Genomic DNA, 18,318 nt, shown 5'->3' with positions numbered 1-18,318 from the left:
ATCGGAATTTGCGGCTGCCATCGTTTTCAGTGAGGACAGAAATGTCATCAAGCGCCATCGTGCCCGACGCCAAGACGCAATCCGTCGGTTTTCTGCTGCTGGACAAATTTACCCTGATGTCGCTGGCGTCCGCCGTCGAGCCCTTGCGCATGGCCAATCAGCTGAGCGGTCGGACGTTGTACCGCTGGCATACGTTCAGCCCGGGTGGCGCGGCGGTCTGGGCGAGCGATGGCCTGCCGATCACGCCGGATGCCCCGTGGCATAACGCGTCCATCGCCGACACCGTCATTGTCTGCGGCGGCGTCGGCATTCAAAGCGTGATCACGCGCGAGCACATCACTTGGCTGCAAGCTCTGGCACGACAGTCGAAACGCCTGGGCGGCGTTTGCACCGGTAGCTGGGCGCTGGCACAAGCCGGGTTGCTCGACGGTTACGAATGCAGTGTGCACTGGGAGTTTCTCGCGGCGATGCAGGAAGCCTTTCCGCGTGTGAGCGTCAGTACGAGCCTGTTCACCCTCGACCGCAACCGCTTCACCAGCTCCGGCGGCACCGCGCCAATGGACATGATGCTGCACCTGATCGCTCGCGATCACGGCCGTGAACTGTCCGCCGCGATCTCCGAGATGTTTGTCTACGAGCGAATACGCAACGAACAGGATCATCAGCGTGTTCCGCTCAAGCATGTGCTCGGAACGCATCAGCCCAAGTTGCAAGAGATCGTCGCGTTGATGGAGGCCAATCTGGAGGAGCCGATCGATCTCGATCACCTGGCAGAATACGTCGGCCTGTCACGGCGCCAGCTCGAGCGGCTGTTCCAGAAATATCTGCAGTGCACGCCGTCGCGTTATTACCTGAGGTTACGGCTTATTCGTGCGAGGCAACTGCTCAAGCAGACTTCCATGTCGATTGTCGAACTGGCCTATGTCTGCGGCTTCGTTTCAACGCCGCATTTCTCCAAGTGCTACCGCGAGTACTTTGGCGTGCCGCCCAGCGATGAACGCAGCGGCTCGGAAATGAGCCGCAAACAGGCGCCGCTCGCGACCGCACAGGCGTCCTCTACTCAGCTGACCGTGCTCGATCAGGCTCGAAACGAGTCGACGTTTGCGAGTGTGCGGATGGTTGGGCGCGCGGTTTAGGTATTAGCGGGATCGTTGAATCCGGAAAAAAGATCGCAGCCTTCGGCAGCTCCTACAGAGATAAAAGCAGGAGCTGCCGAAGGCTGCGATCTTTTACAAGGACCGGTGTAGGAGCTGCCGAAGGCTGCGATCTTTTGATCTTCAGAGGTCAAGCAACAAGCCCTGCTCCGCCTCGCACAATTCCACCACATAATCCCAGACCACCCGCAGCCGCACCGACTTGTGCAACTCCCGCCGCGTGCTGATCCAGTAGCTACGCTCGATGCTTTCATCGGGCAGCAGCGGCACCAGCCCCGGATCGGACGCGGCCATGTAACACGGCAGCACGGCAATGCCCAATCCCGAGCGAGCCGCTTCCTGTTGGGCGATGACGCTGGTGCTGTGAAACACAACGCGTGGACTTCGGCAGAAACTGTTGAGAAACATCAACTCCTGACTGAACAGCAAATCATCCACATAGCCGATCCACGCCTGTCGCCCGAGGTCTTCGCGGCTGAGAATCGGCGCGGCTTTATCGAGATAGGCCTGGCTGGCGTACAGCGCGAGGCGATAGTCGGTGAGTTTGCGCGTCACCAGCATGTCCGCCGCCGGCCGCTCGAGGTGAATGCTGATCTCAGCCTCACGATTGAGGATGCTGACAAACCGTGGCACAGCGACCAGTTCCACTTCCAGGCCAGGATAGCGTTCGAACAAGCCGATCATGCGACTCGCGAGAAATCTGATCCCCAGCCCTTCGGTGACACCGACGCGAATCTTGCCCAGCGGCGCGGTCGATTGGGTGATTTCTTCCTGCGCCAGCAACGCAACATTTTCCATCGCTTCAGCATGCTTGAGCAGCGCCTCCCCCGCGGGTGTCATCTCGTAGCCTTGCGCATGCTGGACAAACAGCGCGGTGCCGAGACTTTTTTCGATGGCTTCAATGTGCCGTGCAACCGTAGCGTGCGTGGTGTTGAGGCGCCTCGCGGCGGTGAGCAGGCGGCCACTGCGTTGCAGTTCGAGAAAAAACCGCAGGTCATTCCAGTCGAACATAGCGTGTCCTTGTGAGCTAAGGTCTTGGTGCACTGTTCAGAAACGCACAGCGGCTGCGCAAAAACTAACATTCTTTTGACGAAAGCTAACAACTAGAGTGTCCGACAATAAAAACAAAAAGCGAGGTCAGGGAATGCAGACTTCCCTTGATGAATACGACTACATCGTGGTCGGCGCCGGCCCCGCAGGGTGCCTGCTGGCCAATCGGCTGTCGGCAGATCCGCAGCACCGCGTTTTGCTGCTCGAAGCGGGCGGACGCGATAACTATGCGTGGATTCACATTCCGGTGGGTTACCTGTTCTGCATCGGTAATCCGCGCACCGACTGGTGCTTCAAAACCGAAGAACAGGCGGGCCTCAATGGCCGTGCACTGAGTTATCCGCGCGGCAAAGTGCTGGGCGGCTGCTCCTCCATCAACGGCATGATCTACATGCGCGGCCAGGCCAACGACTACGACGGCTGGGCGGCCGAGGGCAATCCCGGCTGGGCCTGGAACGACGTGTTGCCGCTGTTCAAGAAAAGTGAAAACCACTTCGCTGGGGGCGCCGAATTCCATGGCGGCCAAGGCGAATGGCAGGTCGAGCAACAACGCTTGTCGTGGCCGATTCTGGATGCGTTCCGCAGCGCTGCCGAACAAAGCGGTATCGCCAGCATCAGCGACTTCAACCAAGGCGACAACGAAGGTTGCGGTTACTTTCAGGTCAATCAGAAGGCCGGCGTGCGCTGGAACGCCGCGAAGGCCTTTTTGAAACCGGTGCGCGCCCGGGCGAACCTGACTGTGCTGACCGGCGTTGAAGTGGATCGGGTGCTGATGGAAAACGGCCGCGCCTCGAAAGTCAGCGCGCAACACCAAGGCCAGATCAAACAGTTCAGGGCGCGCAAGGAAATCGTCCTGTGCGCCGGCTCGGTCGGCTCGCCGAGCATTTTGCAGCGCTCCGGGATTGGCCCGCGACCGCTGCTGGAGCGTCTCGGCATCGGCGTGATCCATGAGCTGCCGGGGGTGGGCGGCAACCTGCAGGATCACTTGCAGTTGCGGCTGATCTACAAACTGGAAAACGCGCGCACGTTGAATCAGATCGCTGGCAGCGTGTGGGGCAAGATGGGTATGGGCCTGCGCTATCTATATGACCGCAGCGGGCCGTTGTCGATGGCGCCGAGCCAGCTGGGCGCGTTCGCGCGGTCGGGGCCGGAGCAGACCTCGGCGAATCTCGAATATCACGTACAGCCGCTGTCGCTGGAGCGTTTTGGCGAACCGTTGCACAGCTTTCCGGCATTCACCGCATCGGTGTGCGATCTGCGTCCGCAGAGTCGCGGGCGCATCGAAATTCGCTCGGCGAATCCCCAAGAGCCACCGCTGATTCAGCCTGACTACCTCAGTCACCCGGAGGATTTGCGCGTCGCGGCGGATGCGATTCGCCTGACCCGTCGCATCGTCAGCGCCCCCGCCCTGCAAGCGTTCAAACCGGTGGAGTATCTGCCGGGCGAGCAGTTGCAAAGCGAAGAACAGTTGCACGAAGCCGCCGCGAAAATCGGCACGACGATTTTCCATCCGGTCGGCACCTGTCGCATGGGCAATGACGGTGATGCGGTAGTCGACGCACAGTTGCGCGTGCATGGCGTGCCCGGTTTGCGCGTCGCCGACGCCTCGATCATGCCGAAAATCATCTCGGGCAATACCTGTTCGCCTACGCTGATGATTGCCGAGAAGGCCGCTCAGCTGATCCTCAACCCCAGCATTAAAAGCAACACCGCAAAATTGGAGCTGGCCCACCCCCTGTAGGAGCTGCCGAAGGCTCGGGCCGCGATCGGACGATCTTTTGACTTTGGATTTTCCGGATCAAAAGCAAGATCAAAAGATCGTCCGATCGCGGCCCGAGCCTGCGGCAGCTCCTACAAGGGACCGCGTTTAATTCAAGGCATCACCCGGACACGCAACACCAGTGGAACAACAAAAACAATCACTGTGAGGGATACCGATATGTCAGAACACGCTCAGCCGCTGGACGCCGCGAGCGCCGCCAGCACCAGCAACGCCACGCAGAAAGTCATCTTCGCCTCTTCATTGGGCACGGTGTTCGAGTGGTATGACTTCTTCCTCTACGGCGCGCTCGCGGCGGTGATCAGCAAACAGTTTTTCGCCGGAGTCAACGACACCACGGCGTTCATCTTTGCGCTCATGGCGTTCGCTGCCGGTTTCATCGTCCGTCCGTTCGGGGCGCTGGTGTTCGGGCGATTGGGCGACATGATCGGGCGCAAATACACGTTCCTCGCAACGATAATCCTGATGGGCGTGGCGACATTCTGCGTCGGTCTGCTGCCAACCTACGCCAGCATCGGCATCGCCGCGCCGATCATTCTGGTGGTGCTGCGCATGCTTCAGGGCTTGGCCCTGGGCGGTGAATATGGCGGCGCTGCGACTTACGTCGCCGAGCATGCACCGATGGGCAAACGCGGCTTCCACACCAGTTGGATTCAGTCCACTGCGACCCTGGGCCTGCTACTGTCGCTGCTGGTAGTGCTCGGTTGCCGTTATTTCACCGGCGATCAGTTTGAAGTGTGGGGCTGGCGGATTCCGTTCCTGCTGTCGATTGTGCTGTTGGGCATTTCCACCTGGATTCGCCTAAGCCTGCACGAGTCGCCGGCCTATCTGAAAATGAAAGAAGAAGGCAAAACCTCCAAGGCGCCGATTCGCGAATCCTTCGGCAAATGGGAAAACCTCAAAGTGGTGTTGATCGCGCTGTTCAGCATCAATGCCGGGCAAGCGGTGACCTTCTACGCCGCGCAGTTTTACGTGCTGTTTTTCCTCACCCAGTTCCTGAAAATGGACCCGGCGGTGGCCAACGGTCTGCTGATCATCAGCGTGGTGATCGGCGCGCCGTTCTTCATCTTTTTCGGCTGGCTGTCCGACAAGGTCGGGCGCAAACCGGTATTGATGCTTGGCCTGCTGCTGGCGACCGCGCTGTACTTCCCGATTTTCAAATCCCTGGCGCATTACGCCAACCCGGCAATCGATCAGGCCAGCCGTCAGGCACCGATCACGGTGGTGGCGGATCCGGCGACTTGCACCTTCCAGTTCGATCCGGTCGGCAAGGCGAAATTCGACAGCCCGTGCGACAAGGTCAAAACCTTTCTGGTCAAGCAAGGCCTGCCCTACTCCAGCGTCGCTGCGCCTGCCGGGAGCGCCGTGCAAGTGAGTGTCGGCGACGTGAAACTGGACGGTTTCGATGAGTCGGCACTGCGCGGCGCGATCACCCTCGCCGGCTACCCGCAGCAGGCAGACATGCAGCAGATCAACAAGCCGATGATCGTTGCCCTGATCGTCGCGCTGATCATCATCTCGGCCATGTGCTACGGCCCGCTGGCGGCGCTGATGGTCGAGCTGTTTCCGACGCGTATTCGCTACACCTCGATGTCGCTGCCGTACCACATCGGCAACGGCTGGTTTGGCGGATTCTTGCCGACCGTGTCGTTCGCGCTGGTGGTGTACACCGGGGATATTTTCTATGGACTGTGGTACCCGGTGTTGATTACCGGGGTGAGCCTGGTGGTGGGAATGATCTGTTTGCGCGAAACGAAGAACATCGATCTGGACAAGAACTGACGGCAGTCTGCAACCATGGCGAGGGAAGTGATTCTCTCGCCATTTTTCATGGCTCAGATCTGGGCCGTAATCACTTCGAACTTCACCTGATCCGGATAAAACGCCACGTAGTCGCGGATCGGCGCCACTGAGACCTTCGGGTTTTCGTACGTCCAAACCGCATTTGCGCCTTCATGCCCCGGCACCTGCAAACTGAAATAGTTGGCATCTCCCTTGTACGGGCAATAGCTGGTGTGGTCGGTGCGGGCGAAATATCTTTCGTCGATGTCTTCGCGAGGAATGTAATAAACCGGCGGGTAATTGGCTTCGTTGAGGATCAGCGCATGGGAGGACGCGGCGACCTGGATGCCATGGAATTTCACCAGCAGGCAGCCGGTAAGTTGTTCGAGCCTGATCACAGGACTTGGGCTTGTCATGGAGTTCTCCTGAATACGGCGAAGAGACCGGTTCAGGTATAGCTGATGGGCCGGAGTCGGGCCGGGATTACGGCTGAACGGCACGACCTCATGTTCGGAAATGATTTCATCTGTATATCCATACAGATAAAAGTTGCTCCCGCCGCCGACTCCGGCCATCCTGTGCCCTCCACAAAAACCAACCAGCGATGGTAGTCATGCGGCTGTACCTCTGTGAAAAACCTTCCCAGGCCAAAGACATTGCTGCCGTGCTCGGCGCCCGGCGGCGCGGCGACGGCTGCTGGTTGGGGACGGATGTCACGGTGACCTGGTGCATTGGCCATTTGCTCGAAACCGCACCTCCGGACGCGTACGACGCTCGCTACAAACGCTGGGTGCTGGCGGATCTGCCGATCATTCCGGACAAGTGGAAAATGACCGTCAAGCCGCGCACCGCCAGCCAGTACAAAGCAGTGAAACGCCTGCTCGGCGAAGCCAGCGAACTGATCATCGCCACCGATGCCGACCGTGAGGGCGAAATGATCGCCCGGGAACTGGTCGAGCACTGCCGCTATCGCGGGCCGATCCGCCGCTTGTGGCTGTCGGCGCTGGATGAAGCCTCGATCCGCAAGGCACTGGCCGCTTTGAAGCCTGGCGCCGAGACCTTTAGCCTGTATCACTCTGCGCTGGGTCGTTCGCGGGCGGACTGGCTGATCGGCATGAACATGAGCCGCCTGTTCACCCTGCTTGGACGACAGTCGGGTTATCAAGGTGTGTTGCCGGTCGGCCGCGTGCAGACGCCGACACTTCGACTGGTGGTGGATCGCGATCGCAGCATTGCCGATTTCGTGCCTGTGGCTTATTGGGCCATCGACGTGGATCTGCTGCATCAAGGCACTGCGTTTACCGCGCAGTGGCGCGCGCCGTCCGAGGCGACCGATGATCAGGATCGCTGCCTGAATCAGACACTGGCCCAGCAAGCCGCGGCGGCAATCGCCAATGCCGAGAGTGCTCGTGTGGCCAAACTGAAAACCGAGCGGATGCGCGAAGTGGCGCCCCTGCCCTTCGATCTCGGCACCTTGCAGGAAGTCTGCTCGAAAAAACTCGGCCTCGGTGCCCAGGAAACACTCGATATTGCCCAGGCGCTTTACGAAACCTATAAGGTCATCACCTACCCGCGCAGCGATTGCGGTTATCTGCCGGTGAGCCAGCACAGCGAGGCGCCGGGAATTCTCGCTGCGCTGCGTCAAGCCGATCCCGGTCTTGAGGCGCTGCAAGATTTTCTCGAACCGCAGCGCCGCTCGCGGGCCTGGAACGACGCCAAGGTCAGCGCTCACCACGGCATTATTCCAACGGCGGCAGCGAAGCATCTCGACCGCTTGAGCGGCAAACACCGTGCGGTGTACACGCTGATTCGCGCGCGCTATCTGGCGCAGTTTCTGCCTAATCATGAGTACGATCGCACGCAGGCCGATTTCGATTGCGCGGGTCAGGCGTTGCGCGCAGTGGGCAAACAGATCATTGAACCGGGCTGGAAGCGCGCCTTGCCGGAAGCTCTGGCACCCGCCAAAGGCCGCGAAGCGCCCGCCCCGCAAACCTTGCCGGCATTGACCGAAGGCATCGCATGCATTGTCGCCGACGTGAAGCTCAAGGATCTTTGGACTCAACCGCCAAAACCCTACACCGAGGGTGATCTGATCAAGGCGATGAAGAACGTCGCCAAACTGGTTGAAGACCCACTGCTAAAACAGAAACTCAAAGACACCACGGGGATCGGCACCGAAGCCACCCGTGCGTCGATCATTCAGGGTTTGCTGGACCGTGGTTATCTGGTGAAGAACGGCAAGGCCTTGGCTGCTACACCGGCCGCGTTCAGCCTGATTGATGCGGTGCCCCGGGCGATAGCCGATCCCGGCACCACCGCGATCTGGGAGCAGGCACTGGATATGGTGCAGAGCGGCGAAATGAGTCTCGAAGAATTCGTCACCAAACAAGCGGCGTGGATGAGCAAGCAGGTCAGCCGCTGCTCAGCCCTGAGCCTGACCATCAGCGGCCCGGCTCCTACCGGTAAGGCCGCAGCGCCATGGAAGAAAAAGCGCAAATCCAACGCCAGCAAAACCACCGGCACGCGCAAGCGTACCGCCAGACCGGCGGCCCGTTAAGCCGTTCGCGGTGCCCTGCCCCCATCAGCGGACCGACCTTTTCTCATTCCAAAACAGCTTTGTCCGACAATATGTAGTGCTTGAAAATAATCACTACAAAACCGTTGACGGCATCGTTTTGCTTTTGCATGATGAAGACGTTCCCCGATCGGGAACACGGGTAACACGCTTGAGCAAACTCGTCTGACCGCCGAGTTGTTTTTTCCGGATACACGCTGCCCACAAGGCAGATTGAAGAAGCTGACCTGGCCTGAACGTCCAGTACAAGGACGAGAAGCGCTGGCGAAAATTCTCAAGACGCTTGTGGTAGACACTGAAAGTGTCAACAAGAAGCCTCCCGGTTTTCGCTGCTTCTCCTCGTTGTGACGCTATTGCGTAGCAGTTATTCAACACGACTACATGCAACAGATGCACGACCCCGTATTCCACACGGGCGAGCGCTGACGTCCTGGTTTCGGTGCCAGGGATCAACTAACCGATGGGCTACCTGTATTAGCGAATCAACTTTGAAAGATCACCACACTGGTCAAGGGGCAAATCATGAATCTGAACAATCAACCTACTATCGAAGAACTGGCTCGTATGTTCGCGGCACAAAAAGACAGCCACGACAGCCACATTCTCTGGATCAGCAAGTCGGGCCAGGTACACATCGACTGCCTGGCGCCCCACGCTGGTGAAGAAGAATTCGACCGTAACCACCAAAACCTGCTGGCCCGCCTGAAGATGTACCGCCGTGGCCACGGTTATGTCGGCAAGAAAGCCGCGGCCGACAAGGACTTCATCGGTAATGTCCTGCAAACGCTGAAACAGGCGTGGGACTCGATGCAGAATAAAAACGAAGTCCGGGTGATTGATCGGTTCTGCTGATTCAAAACTTCAATATTAAAAAGGGCCTGCTTCCATAAAAGAAGCAGGCCCTTTTTATTTGTCGCATGGCCCGTGCAGGAGCCGCCGAAGGCTGCGATCCTTTGATCTTGTTTTTAGAAACCAAAATCAAAGGATCGCAGCCTTCGGCAGCTCCTACACGGGATTGCCGGTTTCAAGGACGAGATTCATAAACGCCACCGCTGCCGCGCTGTGATAATTGTTCTTGCGCCGCAACAGCGCCGCTCCGCGCTGCGGCGGCTCATGCTCGACGCGCAAACTGCGCAGCGCTCGATCCTCTGTCGCAATCGCTTGCGGCAACATCGTTGCCATTGGCGAACAGCGCAACACCTCCAGCAAAGTACTGACCGAGTTCACCTCGATCCGCACCTTAGGCGTAATCCCGTGTTGGCGAAAAAACTCATCGACCGATAACCGCGTGATGAACTCAGGGGCCAACAGGGCGAAATCCAGCTGCGCCAGGTCATTCACAGTCAGCACCGAATGGCTGTCATAAAGCGGATGCTCGCGCCCGACCATGACCGCCAGTGACTCGGTAAATGCCGGGATGCATTCGATGTCCGAATTGCGCACAGGCGTGAATGCAATCGCAACATCCAGCGAATCACCCATCAGCCCTGCCTCGATATCGTCCATCGACAATTCGAAAATCTGCAAGTGAATGCCCGGATACTGCGCGGCGAAGTCCCGTACCAACGGCCCGACGAGGTACGCCATGAACGTCGGCGTCATTGCCAGGCGCAGCGTTCCTCGCGATAGATCCCTCACGTCATGCAAGGCGCGCTTGCCCGCCTCCAGTTCCACCAGCACCCGCCGCGCGCATTCGATGTAAGCCGCGCCGGCATCGGTGGCTTTGATCGTGCGCGAACTGCGATCAAACAGAGAGACGCCCAGGCTTTCCTCTAACTGGCGGATCTGCTGCGACAGCGTCGGCTGCGACACATGCAGCGCCTCGGCCGCTCGGGTGAAGCCGCCGTGATCGGCAACGGCCAACAGATAACGCAAATGTCGCAACAGCACGGGAAACCACCTATAGGCAGGACTTATGCAAAGCATTGTATATGGGTCTTGGACGTTATGGATCGCCGAGCACAAGATGGCTTCCACACACCAAGCCATCCCCTGAACGGAGTGACACCATGCAACAGTCCCACGCCTATAACGACACCAGCCTGGCCCTGACCACCCGCATTCTCGACGCCAAGGCACGTAAAGACTTCTCGTGGCAGGATCTCGCTGACGGCACCGGCCTCAGCCTGGCTTATGTCACCGCCGCCCTGCTCGGCCAGCATCCACTGCCGGAAAACGCCGCCAAGGTCGTCGGCGACAAACTTGAACTGCCCGCCGACGATGTGGCAGCGATGCAGATCATTCCCTTGCGCGGCAGCCTTGGCGGCGTGCCGACTGATCCGACCATCTACCGCTTTCACGAGATGATTCAGATCTATGGCACTACCCTTAAAGCCCTGGTTCACGAGCAGTTCGGCGACGGCATCATCAGCGCAATCAACTTCAAACTGGACATCAAAAAAGTCGAAGACCCGGAAGGCGGCTCCCGCGCTGTGGTCACCCTCGACGGTAAATTCCTGCCGCTGCGTCCGTTCTGATGCGCCCCGGCCCGTGCCCTGGGTGCGGGCCTTCCGCTTTCCCTTGAAGAGAACCTGCCCATGAAAGCCTTGATCGACGGTTTCCTGAAATTCCAGAACGAAGCCTTCCCACAACGCACCGAGCTGTTCAGACACCTGGCGACGACGCAGCAACCTGGCACGCTGTTCATCACCTGTTCCGACAGCCGCGTAGTGCCGGAGCTTTTGACCCAACAAGAACCCGGCGAGCTGTTCGTGATCCGTAATGCCGGCAATATCGTACCGTCCTACAGCCCGCATCCGGGCGGCGTTTCGGCGACGGTGGAATATGCAGTGGCGGTACTCGGCGTGAGCGACATCGTAATCTGCGGTCACTCCGATTGCGGCGCAATGACCGCGATTGCGAAATGCACGTGCATGGACCACCTGCCCGCCGTCAGTGGCTGGTTACAACATGCCGAATCGGCAAAAGTGGTGAACGAGGCACGGTCGCACGCCAGTGACGCAGCGAAACTGAGCTCCATGGTGCGGGAAAACGTCATCGCGCAACTGGCGAACATTCAGACCCACCCGAGCGTGCGTCTGGCGCAGGAAAAAGGCCTGCTGAATTTGCATGGCTGGGTGTATGACATCGAGACCGGCTCGATCGACGCACTGTCGTCTGATCGGCGCACCTTTGTACCGCTGGCCGAGCAACCGGCGACCTGCGCGATCCACGCCCAATCAGTGGATGCTGCCTGAAAACACATCTGTAGGAGCTACCGCAGGCTGCGATCTTTTGATCCTTTTTTACATAGTCAAAAGATCGCAGCCTGCGGCAGCTCCAACAAAGCGCATCAGCCTCTGAATGAACGCTCCTGGTTAGCGTTTTACGCTGAGGTCTGTCTGGCTCATGCGGCTGCGCACGGTGAACACGCCGTCACCGGACAGAATCGCGCTGCGCGCAAACAGCCGTCCGCTCTCCCAGTTCGAAAGTCCCAACTCCGGTTTATTCAGTGCGTACTGGCCATCCACCCAACGGGTGATGCCATTGCCCACGAATGGCGCGTTCACTGCGTTGTAAAAGCGCTCATGAGCCGCAGCGTCTTCACTGATCAACGACACTGTGAATTGGGGGCTATAGCGGTTGAACAATGCGATGGCCTGATCCAGATCATCGACGATCATCAGGCTGACTTCTGGAGTTTCTTCCCATTCCCACTCGCGGCCCAACTCGGACTCGGCCAAGGGCTCGGCCAAGGCTTCGGTTTGATAGCCCTCGGCGCGATAGACCTCGACTGTCCCCTGCTGCCATTCGCTCGGCAGGTAACTTTGGCTGCCTTCGACAATGTGCAACTTGCAGCTTTGCCCGCGCGCAGTGCCCGCCTGCTGCAGCGCTTCGAGGAACAACGGCACCAGCTCGGCCGCGCGCCCGCGCTGGATCAGGCAAACATTGAGCGTGTTGCACACTTTGCGATCCAGTGAGTTGCGCACCACGGCCGCAAAGCGTGTTGCGTCAGCTGCATGATCGGCAATCAGCCACGCGCCACCAGTGCCATGCAGGCTGACGGCGGTGCCGGCCTGCTGCGCGATGCTGCCCAGTTGACTGACTGCACGGCCCGAGCCACGCGCCACTGCCAGCGACAGACGTCGGTCGGCAAACATTGCCCAACCGGCGGCATGATTGACGCTTTCAACCAGCGACACCGCCCCGGCTGGCAAACCGGCATCGGCCAGAGCCGGGTTCAAAGCATGAGCGACGATCGCTTGCGCGGTGCCCAACGCATCGCTGCCGATCCGCAGCACAGCAGTGTTGCCAGTGCGCAGGACCCCGGCCGCATCGGCAAATACATTCGGCCGCCCTTCAAAAACAAAGGCGACGATGCCGAGTGGCGACACCACTTGTTCGACTTTCCAGCCATCGTGTTCGACGCAACTGATGACCTTGCCCCGGGTTGGCTGCGCATCACGCCAGGCACGCAGGCCGGCGATCATGTCATTGCGCATACGCTCATCGGCAAGCAGTCGGGTGGTAGAGCGACCGCGCGCCCTGGCCCGTTCGATATCAGCCAGGTTGGCCGCTTCGATCTGCGCCCAGCAATCGGGAGATTCCAGGCGCTGCGCGAACAGATCGAAGAACTGACTGATCGCCGCGTCGGACACTGCCGACAATGCCGAGAACGCTGCAGCCGCGCGCTCGATCGCCAGCGACGCCGCGTGTTGATCCGCGACGGGGATCAATAACAACTCGCCGCTCACCTGCTCCACCAACAAGTGGTCGCCGGGCTGAAACCGCGCGGCCAGTTCAGGGCTGACCACGGTGACGCGGTTGCCCGCGAAAGGGATCGGCGTGCCAGCGATCAGACGTTCGAGTGCGAGAGACATGAAGCGGATTCACCATGCAGAGTGCGGCCGGAAAATGTAGCGGATTACCGGCTGAAATACACGGGTTCAATTCACATCTGCCGGGCACAAAAAAGCCGCTGTGCCCAATGGAGCACAGCGGCCAGTGTGACTAACTCACTTGCGTATCAAGTTATGCCGTCAGCGAATAGATCAACGCCGAGATAGCCACGAGCCCGACTGCCGTGACAAATACGTTGGAAGCCTGGCCGCGATAGCGCGCCATGGCCGGCACTTTACGGATCGCGTACATCGGCATCAGGAACAGGATTGCCGCGATGACCGGGCCCCCGATGGTCTCGATCATGCCGAGAATACTCGGATTCAGAGTCGCCACGATCCAGCACACGACCAGCATGAACGCAGCAACGATGCGATCCAGGGCTTTGGCGCCCGGACGCTTGCCACTTTTGACGATCAAGCCCTTTAGGCCTTCGCTCGCGCCGATGTAATGGCCAAGGAATGACTTGGAGATAGCCACGAATGCAATCAACGGCGCAGCGAATGCGATGGTGGGATTGCTGAAGTGGTTCGCCAGGTAAGACAGGATCGACAGATTCTGCGCTTTCGCTTCCGCCAGCTGCTCCGGCGACAGCGTCAATACGCAGCTGAACACGAAAAACAGCACCATCAGCACCATCAAGGCGTGGGCACGGGAAAGGATCTGCGAGCTGCGTTGTTCAGCGTGAACCCCATAGCGACGCTTCTGGTCCACGGCAAACGCCGAAATGATCGGCGAGTGATTGAACGAAAACACCATCACCGGAATGGCCAGCCACAGCGTGTGCAGCAAGGCTGACGGTGCCGGCACGTGCGTCGCGGTGGCGAGGATGCCGCCGTTCCAGTGCGGAATCAGATACACCGCGAGAAACAGCAGCGCGACGATGAATGGATAGACCATCAGGCTCATGGCCTTGACGATCGCCTGTTCACCACAGCGCACCACGGCCAGCAGACCCAGAATCAGCACGAACGACAGCAACGCGCGCGGTGGCGGAGTGATGTGCAATTGATGCTCAAGGAAACTGGCGACCGTGTTGGTCAGGCCGACGCTGTAGATCAGCAGGATCGGAAAGATCGCAAAAAAGTACAGCAAGGTGATCAGCGCACCGGCCTTGATGCCGAAATGCTGCTCGACTACTTCGGTAATGTCGGCGCCTTCGCGGCCGGACAGCACAAAACGGGTCAGGCCACGATGCGCGTAGAACGTCATCGGGAATGCCAGCAGCGCAAGGATCACCAGCGGCCAGAAGCCACCGAGCCCCGCGTTGATCGGCAAAAACAGAGTACCGGCGCCGATGGCCGTCCCAAACAGTCCCAACATCCAGGTGGTGTCCTGGCGATTCCAGCTCGACAGCTCGGTTGGAGCTGCTGCATCGAAGCGCTGGTCGACGCTATTGGCCTGATCATTCATCCGGTCGGATCTCCGCATTCCGGTCACTTGCCACTCGGTCAGAACGCGTCGGAAAAAACCGACAGACATGCCCCGGCCGAAACAGGGGCGCGATTCTCCGCGATAAATCAACAGAAGCAAAGACTTAGCTGAGGAATGGTTGCGCGGAGCAGATTTGGCAGGCGTCGTTTTCGGGAAAATTTCTGTCGCTAATAGGTACGCACAATGTCGCCTTCAGGTATGCCAATACTCAACACGCCAAATAGAACGGTCAGAAAGCTCGGGCCAATAACAGGGCGATTGCGATCCCGACCGCGGCCATCAGCATGCCAAGACCAAGCAGCAGAATCGCTTCCCGTCTCTGAGCTCTCTCGAACGGTTTCATGGCTTCCCTGAACTCGAACTCCTCTTGATAAATGCGTTGGATTCGGGCTTTGCTTTCTTCCGTGTTCATACTGACCTGCCTTTTTGATCCGCAGAATAAGCGTCTGCGCGTGACATTAATGAACGCTACGAGCGCACAACGGCAACGCGCATCAATCATTCAAAATTTCAGATAAAGCCCTATGGCGGTCGCGGCTGCGGTTAGTACCCCCGCCCCCACCACAAAGGGATACAGGAACGTCTCAAGCCTCAATTTTGCTACCTCCGCCAAGAGCTTGCGTCTCTCTGCGCCAAGCTTCCGGGTTTCTGTTTGAAGCCTTTCGAGCGCTACGTTTTCATGGCTATCAAGATGCATTGGCCTTCCTTGGCTATTGATGGATTCCGCTCCCGCTGCTCGTTCATCGAATGTACACACTGCCCTTTGAGCACATATTTTCAGTTTGAGCAGCGAGTGAATAGCAGACCGATCTGCCAGATTCGTAGGCAAAATCTGCGCGACTCGTAGGTCGCCTCAGACGAAGTCGGCAGCAGAATCAACACCCCACCGGCGCGTCATCAAAAAAACTTCCATTCTGGCCGGCATGATCTAGCGTGAGAGAAGCCCTCCTACCCCACAGAGCCTCGCGCCATGCCACTCGTCCGCGTCGACATCCATCGAAATCCCGATCCTACTTTCGCCAAACGCGTCGGCGAACATATCTATGCGGCCCTGCGCAGCTGCATCGATGTGCCCGAGCACGACAATTTCCAGATCCTCACCGAGCATGACGCCCAGCACTTCGTCTATGACCCGCAATACCTCGGCATTCAGCGCAGCGACGGTGTGGTGTTCATTCAGATCACCATCAGCGAAGGGCGCTCGGTGGAAAAGAAACAACTGCTGTTCAAGACCATCGCCGAAAGCCTGCACACGCATCTGGCGGTGCGGCTGGAAGATGTGTTCATCAATTTGATGGAAGTCAAAAAAGAAAACTGGTCATTTGGTAACGGTATCGCCCAATACGTGATTTGAGACGCCGCTACACTGCTTGAAGCGGTGCTGCGGCCAGCATTGCCAAACCGCTCTGGAATCAGCACTCTGACACGACTTTCGCGACCGAACCGCCATTGATCTCAGGAGCCGCGCAATGCCCGCCACCGTTCTGGTACTGGTTGAAACCATCAATGACTATCTGCCCATCCTCGAACATCAAGGTTTCCACCTGATCCTCGCGCCAACGCCAACCGAACGTGCGCAAGCCATCGCCAGCCACGGCAGTCGCATCGATGCGGTATTGACGCGTGGCCCGCTGGGTCTGACTGCGCAGGAAATCAGCGCCCTGCCTGCGCTGAAGATCATCACGGTGATCGGCGCCGGTTACGAACAGGTCGACCTGCAAGCCGCCAGCAACCGTGGCATCACAGTGACCAACGGTGCCGGGGTCAATGCCTCGTCGGTGGCCGACCATGCGCTGGCGATGCTGCTGGCGCTGGTGCGCGATATTCCCCGCTGTGACGCGGCCGTGCGCCGCGGTGAATGGCCGAAGATCATGCGCCCGTCGCTGGCCGGCAAACACCTGGGAGTTCTCGGTTTGGGTGCGGTGGGTCTGGCAATTGCCAAACGGGCCCATCTGGGGTTCGACATGGAGATCAGCTATCACAGCCGTCAAGTGCGCAACGAGGTGCCGTACACCTTCTGCTCGACACCGACCGAACTGGCGCGAGCCTCGGACTTCCTCATCGTCGCCACGCCCGGCGGCATTGGCACCCAGCATCTGGTCACGCGGGCGGTGCTCGATGCGCTGGGGCCGGACGGCTTCATCGTCAATATTGCCCGCGCCAGTGTGATCGCCACGGCGGATCTGATCAGCGCGCTGGAACAACGACGAATTGCCGGCGCCGCACTGGATGTGTTCGATCACGAACCGCAAGTACCGGATGCCCTGAAAAGCTTGAGCAACGTGCTGCTCACACCTCACGTCGCGGGCCTGTCGCCGGAAGCCACCCAAGGCACCGTGGAACTGGTCGGCAAAAACCTCGTGGCGTTTTTCTCCGGGCAACCGGTGCTCACCCCGATCGCGCTTCCACCCAAGCACCATAACCAGCGCGTGCATTGACCCAGGCGCCGGCGCAGGCTGCGGCAACGCCTGCGACGGCGCGTCATCGGCCTATTCGAAACGCTGATTATCCGGCAACACGCTAGCCTATAAGACCCACCGGCGCTTGTGGCTGCCCAGGCGCGCCATTAGATTAGCCAATGATGTCTGGCCTCCAAAATAAGCAGAAGGGATAAGCATGGCGCTTACTGACCAGTCCACCCGTATCCGCGCTGGCGAAGAACTTGATGCCAGCCTGATCGATCCGTACCTGAAGGCGCACATTCCACGCCTGAGCGGCACCCCAACGATCAGTCAGTTTCCCGGCGGCGCGTCGAATCTGACCTATCTGCTGGAATACCCCGAGCAGGAATTTGTCCTGCGCCGTCCACCGTTCGGGCATAAGGCCAAATCCGCCCACGACATGGGCCGCGAGTTCCGCATCCTCAATCAGTTGCGCGATGGCTTTCCGTATTGCCCGAAAGCCTACGTGCATTGCACCGATGAATCGGTGATCGGCGCCGAGTTCTACGTGATGGAGCGGGTCAAGGGGATCATTCTGCGCTCGGATCTGCCGCCGGAGCTGGGCCTCGACTCGGCGAAAACCGAAGCTCTGTGCAAGAGTTTCATCGACCGTTTCGTCGAGCTGCACCGGGTCGATTACAACGCCTGCGGGCTCGGCGATCTGGGCAAGCCTGAAGGTTATGTCGCCCGGCAGATCAAAGGCTGGAGCGAGCGCTACGAAAAAGCCCTGACCCCGGACGCGCCGCACTGGGAAGCGGTGAAAACCTGGCTCAACGAAAAGATGCCCGCCGATCATCCGACTTCGAGCATCGTGCACAACGACTATCGTTTCGACAACGTGATCCTCGACCCGCAGAACCCGATGCAGATCATCGGCGTGCTCGACTGGGAATTGACCACACTCGGCGATCCCCTGATGGACCTGGGCAACACGCTCGCCTACTGGATTCAGGCGGACGACCCGGCGCCGGTGCAACTGATGCGCCGTCAGCCGAGCCACGCGCCCGGCATGCTCACTCGCCGGGAATTCGTTGATTATTACGCTGAACGCGCGGGCATCCAGATCGACAATTTCGACTTCTATTACACCTATGGCCTGTTCCGCCTGGCCGGCATCGTCCAGCAGATCTACTACCGCTTCTACCATGGTCAGACCCAGGACAAACGCTTCGCGCAGTTCATTCACATGAACAAACTGCTGGAGCAGATGAGCTTGCAGGTCATTCAGAAATCCAGCCTCTGATCCAGGCCCATAACAAGACT

At 59.1% G+C, this 18,318-nt stretch carries 16 protein-coding genes; 10 read left to right on the top strand and 6 right to left on the bottom strand.

All coding sequences use genetic code 11. The annotated features are described in order from the left end of the window. The first annotated feature begins 41 nt into the window (after positions 1-41). Entirely contained in the window at positions 42-1,136 is a 1,095-nt protein-coding gene (locus tag EL257_RS10860) for a GlxA family transcriptional regulator (RefSeq protein WP_126362414.1), read from the top strand. Between the two features lie 141 nt (positions 1,137-1,277). On the opposite strand, the gene EL257_RS10855 is transcribed toward EL257_RS10860, so the two are convergent. Continuing rightward, the gene (locus EL257_RS10855) at positions 1,278-2,165 is read right to left on the bottom strand and encodes a LysR family transcriptional regulator (protein WP_126362412.1); all 888 of its coding nucleotides are present in this window, start codon (positions 2,163-2,165) and stop codon (positions 1,278-1,280) included. A gap of 133 nt (positions 2,166-2,298) precedes the next feature. Here EL257_RS10855 and EL257_RS10850 point away from each other — a divergent pair, with 133 nt between their 5' ends. Together EL257_RS10850 and EL257_RS10845 are read left to right on the top strand one after the other, a co-directional pair. Further along, positions 2,299-3,945 carry a GMC family oxidoreductase gene (locus EL257_RS10850; RefSeq protein WP_126362410.1) on the top strand — a complete coding sequence of 549 codons (1,647 nt, stop codon included), beginning with the start codon at positions 2,299-2,301 and terminating at the stop codon, positions 3,943-3,945. A gap of 198 nt (positions 3,946-4,143) precedes the next feature. Beyond that, positions 4,144-5,766, top strand: coding sequence for an MFS transporter (locus EL257_RS10845; RefSeq protein WP_126362408.1), 1,623 nt, complete (start codon positions 4,144-4,146; stop codon positions 5,764-5,766). Between the two features lie 53 nt (positions 5,767-5,819). Here EL257_RS10845 and EL257_RS10840 read toward each other — a convergent pair whose 3' ends face one another. Beyond that, positions 5,820-6,182, bottom strand: a complete 363-nt coding sequence (locus EL257_RS10840) for a DUF427 domain-containing protein (RefSeq protein WP_126362406.1) — start codon at positions 6,180-6,182, stop codon at positions 5,820-5,822. Between the two features lie 197 nt (positions 6,183-6,379). On the opposite strand from EL257_RS10840, the gene EL257_RS10835 reads away from it, so the two are divergent. After that, positions 6,380-8,323, top strand: coding sequence for a DNA topoisomerase III (locus EL257_RS10835; RefSeq protein WP_126362404.1), 1,944 nt, complete (start codon positions 6,380-6,382; stop codon positions 8,321-8,323). A gap of 540 nt (positions 8,324-8,863) precedes the next feature. Then, positions 8,864-9,193, top strand: a complete 330-nt coding sequence (locus tag EL257_RS10830; protein WP_108226457.1) for a hypothetical protein — start codon at positions 8,864-8,866, stop codon at positions 9,191-9,193. 153 nt (positions 9,194-9,346) lie between these two features. On the opposite strand, the gene cynR is transcribed toward EL257_RS10830, so the two are convergent. Then, positions 9,347-10,231 (bottom strand): transcriptional regulator CynR, encoded by an 885-nt coding sequence (gene cynR / locus EL257_RS10820; protein WP_126362402.1) that lies wholly within the window; start codon positions 10,229-10,231, stop codon positions 9,347-9,349. Positions 10,232-10,350: 119 nt separating this feature from the next. On the opposite strand from cynR, the gene cynS reads away from it, so the two are divergent. Beyond that, positions 10,351-10,818, top strand: a complete 468-nt coding sequence (gene cynS, locus EL257_RS10815; protein WP_126362400.1) for a cyanase — start codon at positions 10,351-10,353, stop codon at positions 10,816-10,818. Positions 10,819-10,878: 60 nt separating this feature from the next. After that, positions 10,879-11,538: a carbonic anhydrase gene (locus tag EL257_RS10810; RefSeq protein WP_126362398.1), complete on the top strand. Its 660-nt coding sequence runs from the start codon at positions 10,879-10,881 to the stop codon at positions 11,536-11,538. A gap of 120 nt (positions 11,539-11,658) precedes the next feature. Here EL257_RS10810 and EL257_RS10805 read toward each other — a convergent pair whose 3' ends face one another. From EL257_RS10805 to EL257_RS10795, 3 genes are all read right to left on the bottom strand, one after another. After that, the gene (locus EL257_RS10805) at positions 11,659-13,161 is read right to left on the bottom strand and encodes an aldehyde dehydrogenase family protein (protein WP_126362396.1); all 1,503 of its coding nucleotides are present in this window, start codon (positions 13,159-13,161) and stop codon (positions 11,659-11,661) included. Positions 13,162-13,312: 151 nt separating this feature from the next. Then, positions 13,313-14,593 carry an HAAAP family serine/threonine permease gene (locus EL257_RS10800; RefSeq protein WP_126362394.1) on the bottom strand — a complete coding sequence of 427 codons (1,281 nt, stop codon included), beginning with the start codon at positions 14,591-14,593 and terminating at the stop codon, positions 13,313-13,315. A gap of 250 nt (positions 14,594-14,843) precedes the next feature. Continuing rightward, the gene (locus EL257_RS10795; protein ID WP_126362392.1) at positions 14,844-15,026 is read right to left on the bottom strand and encodes a hypothetical protein; all 183 of its coding nucleotides are present in this window, start codon (positions 15,024-15,026) and stop codon (positions 14,844-14,846) included. A gap of 558 nt (positions 15,027-15,584) precedes the next feature. On the opposite strand from EL257_RS10795, the gene EL257_RS10785 reads away from it, so the two are divergent. The 3 genes from EL257_RS10785 (at position 15,585) to EL257_RS10775 (ending at position 18,298) form a co-directional block, all read left to right on the top strand. Beyond that, positions 15,585-15,968 carry a tautomerase family protein gene (locus EL257_RS10785; RefSeq protein WP_126362388.1) on the top strand — a complete coding sequence of 128 codons (384 nt, stop codon included), beginning with the start codon at positions 15,585-15,587 and terminating at the stop codon, positions 15,966-15,968. A gap of 115 nt (positions 15,969-16,083) precedes the next feature. Continuing rightward, complete coding sequence (locus tag EL257_RS10780) at positions 16,084-17,052, top strand: 2-hydroxyacid dehydrogenase (RefSeq protein WP_126362386.1); 969 nt, start codon at positions 16,084-16,086, stop codon at positions 17,050-17,052. A 178-nt stretch (positions 17,053-17,230) separates the two neighbouring features. Then, a complete protein-coding gene (locus EL257_RS10775) occupies positions 17,231-18,298 on the top strand; it encodes a phosphotransferase family protein (protein ID WP_126362384.1) in 1,068 nt (355 codons plus the stop codon). Positions 18,299-18,318: the final 20 nt, after the last annotated feature.

The organism is Pseudomonas fluorescens (genome assembly GCF_900636825.1).
GTDB lineage: Bacteria > Pseudomonadota > Gammaproteobacteria > Pseudomonadales > Pseudomonadaceae > Aquipseudomonas > Aquipseudomonas fluorescens_BG.
Note: the sequence above shows the minus strand (reverse complement) of the source record. Positions and strands in the feature narration are given on the sequence as shown.

What these genes read in the sequence shown, in the direction of transcription:
- cynS (WP_126362400.1), top strand. Translation starts at nt 10,351, where the DNA reads ATGCAACAGTCCCACGCCTATAACGACACCAGCCTGGCCCTGACCACC.
- EL257_RS10805 (WP_126362396.1), bottom strand. Translation starts at nt 13,161, where the DNA reads ATGTCTCTCGCACTCGAACGTCTGATCGCTGGCACGCCGATCCCTTTC.
- EL257_RS10795 (WP_126362392.1), bottom strand. Translation starts at nt 15,026, where the DNA reads ATGAACACGGAAGAAAGCAAAGCCCGAATCCAACGCATTTATCAAGAG.
- EL257_RS10780 (WP_126362386.1), top strand. Translation starts at nt 16,084, where the DNA reads ATGCCCGCCACCGTTCTGGTACTGGTTGAAACCATCAATGACTATCTG.
- EL257_RS10840 (WP_126362406.1), bottom strand. Translation starts at nt 6,182, where the DNA reads ATGACAAGCCCAAGTCCTGTGATCAGGCTCGAACAACTTACCGGCTGC.
- EL257_RS10850 (WP_126362410.1), top strand. Translation starts at nt 2,299, where the DNA reads ATGCAGACTTCCCTTGATGAATACGACTACATCGTGGTCGGCGCCGGC.
- EL257_RS10800 (WP_126362394.1), bottom strand. Translation starts at nt 14,593, where the DNA reads ATGAATGATCAGGCCAATAGCGTCGACCAGCGCTTCGATGCAGCAGCT.
- EL257_RS10860 (WP_126362414.1), top strand. Translation starts at nt 42, where the DNA reads ATGTCATCAAGCGCCATCGTGCCCGACGCCAAGACGCAATCCGTCGGT.
- EL257_RS10785 (WP_126362388.1), top strand. Translation starts at nt 15,585, where the DNA reads ATGCCACTCGTCCGCGTCGACATCCATCGAAATCCCGATCCTACTTTC.
- EL257_RS10830 (WP_108226457.1), top strand. Translation starts at nt 8,864, where the DNA reads ATGAATCTGAACAATCAACCTACTATCGAAGAACTGGCTCGTATGTTC.
- EL257_RS10835 (WP_126362404.1), top strand. Translation starts at nt 6,380, where the DNA reads ATGCGGCTGTACCTCTGTGAAAAACCTTCCCAGGCCAAAGACATTGCT.
- EL257_RS10810 (WP_126362398.1), top strand. Translation starts at nt 10,879, where the DNA reads ATGAAAGCCTTGATCGACGGTTTCCTGAAATTCCAGAACGAAGCCTTC.
- EL257_RS10855 (WP_126362412.1), bottom strand. Translation starts at nt 2,165, where the DNA reads ATGTTCGACTGGAATGACCTGCGGTTTTTTCTCGAACTGCAACGCAGT.
- EL257_RS10775 (WP_126362384.1), top strand. Translation starts at nt 17,231, where the DNA reads ATGGCGCTTACTGACCAGTCCACCCGTATCCGCGCTGGCGAAGAACTT.
- EL257_RS10845 (WP_126362408.1), top strand. Translation starts at nt 4,144, where the DNA reads ATGTCAGAACACGCTCAGCCGCTGGACGCCGCGAGCGCCGCCAGCACC.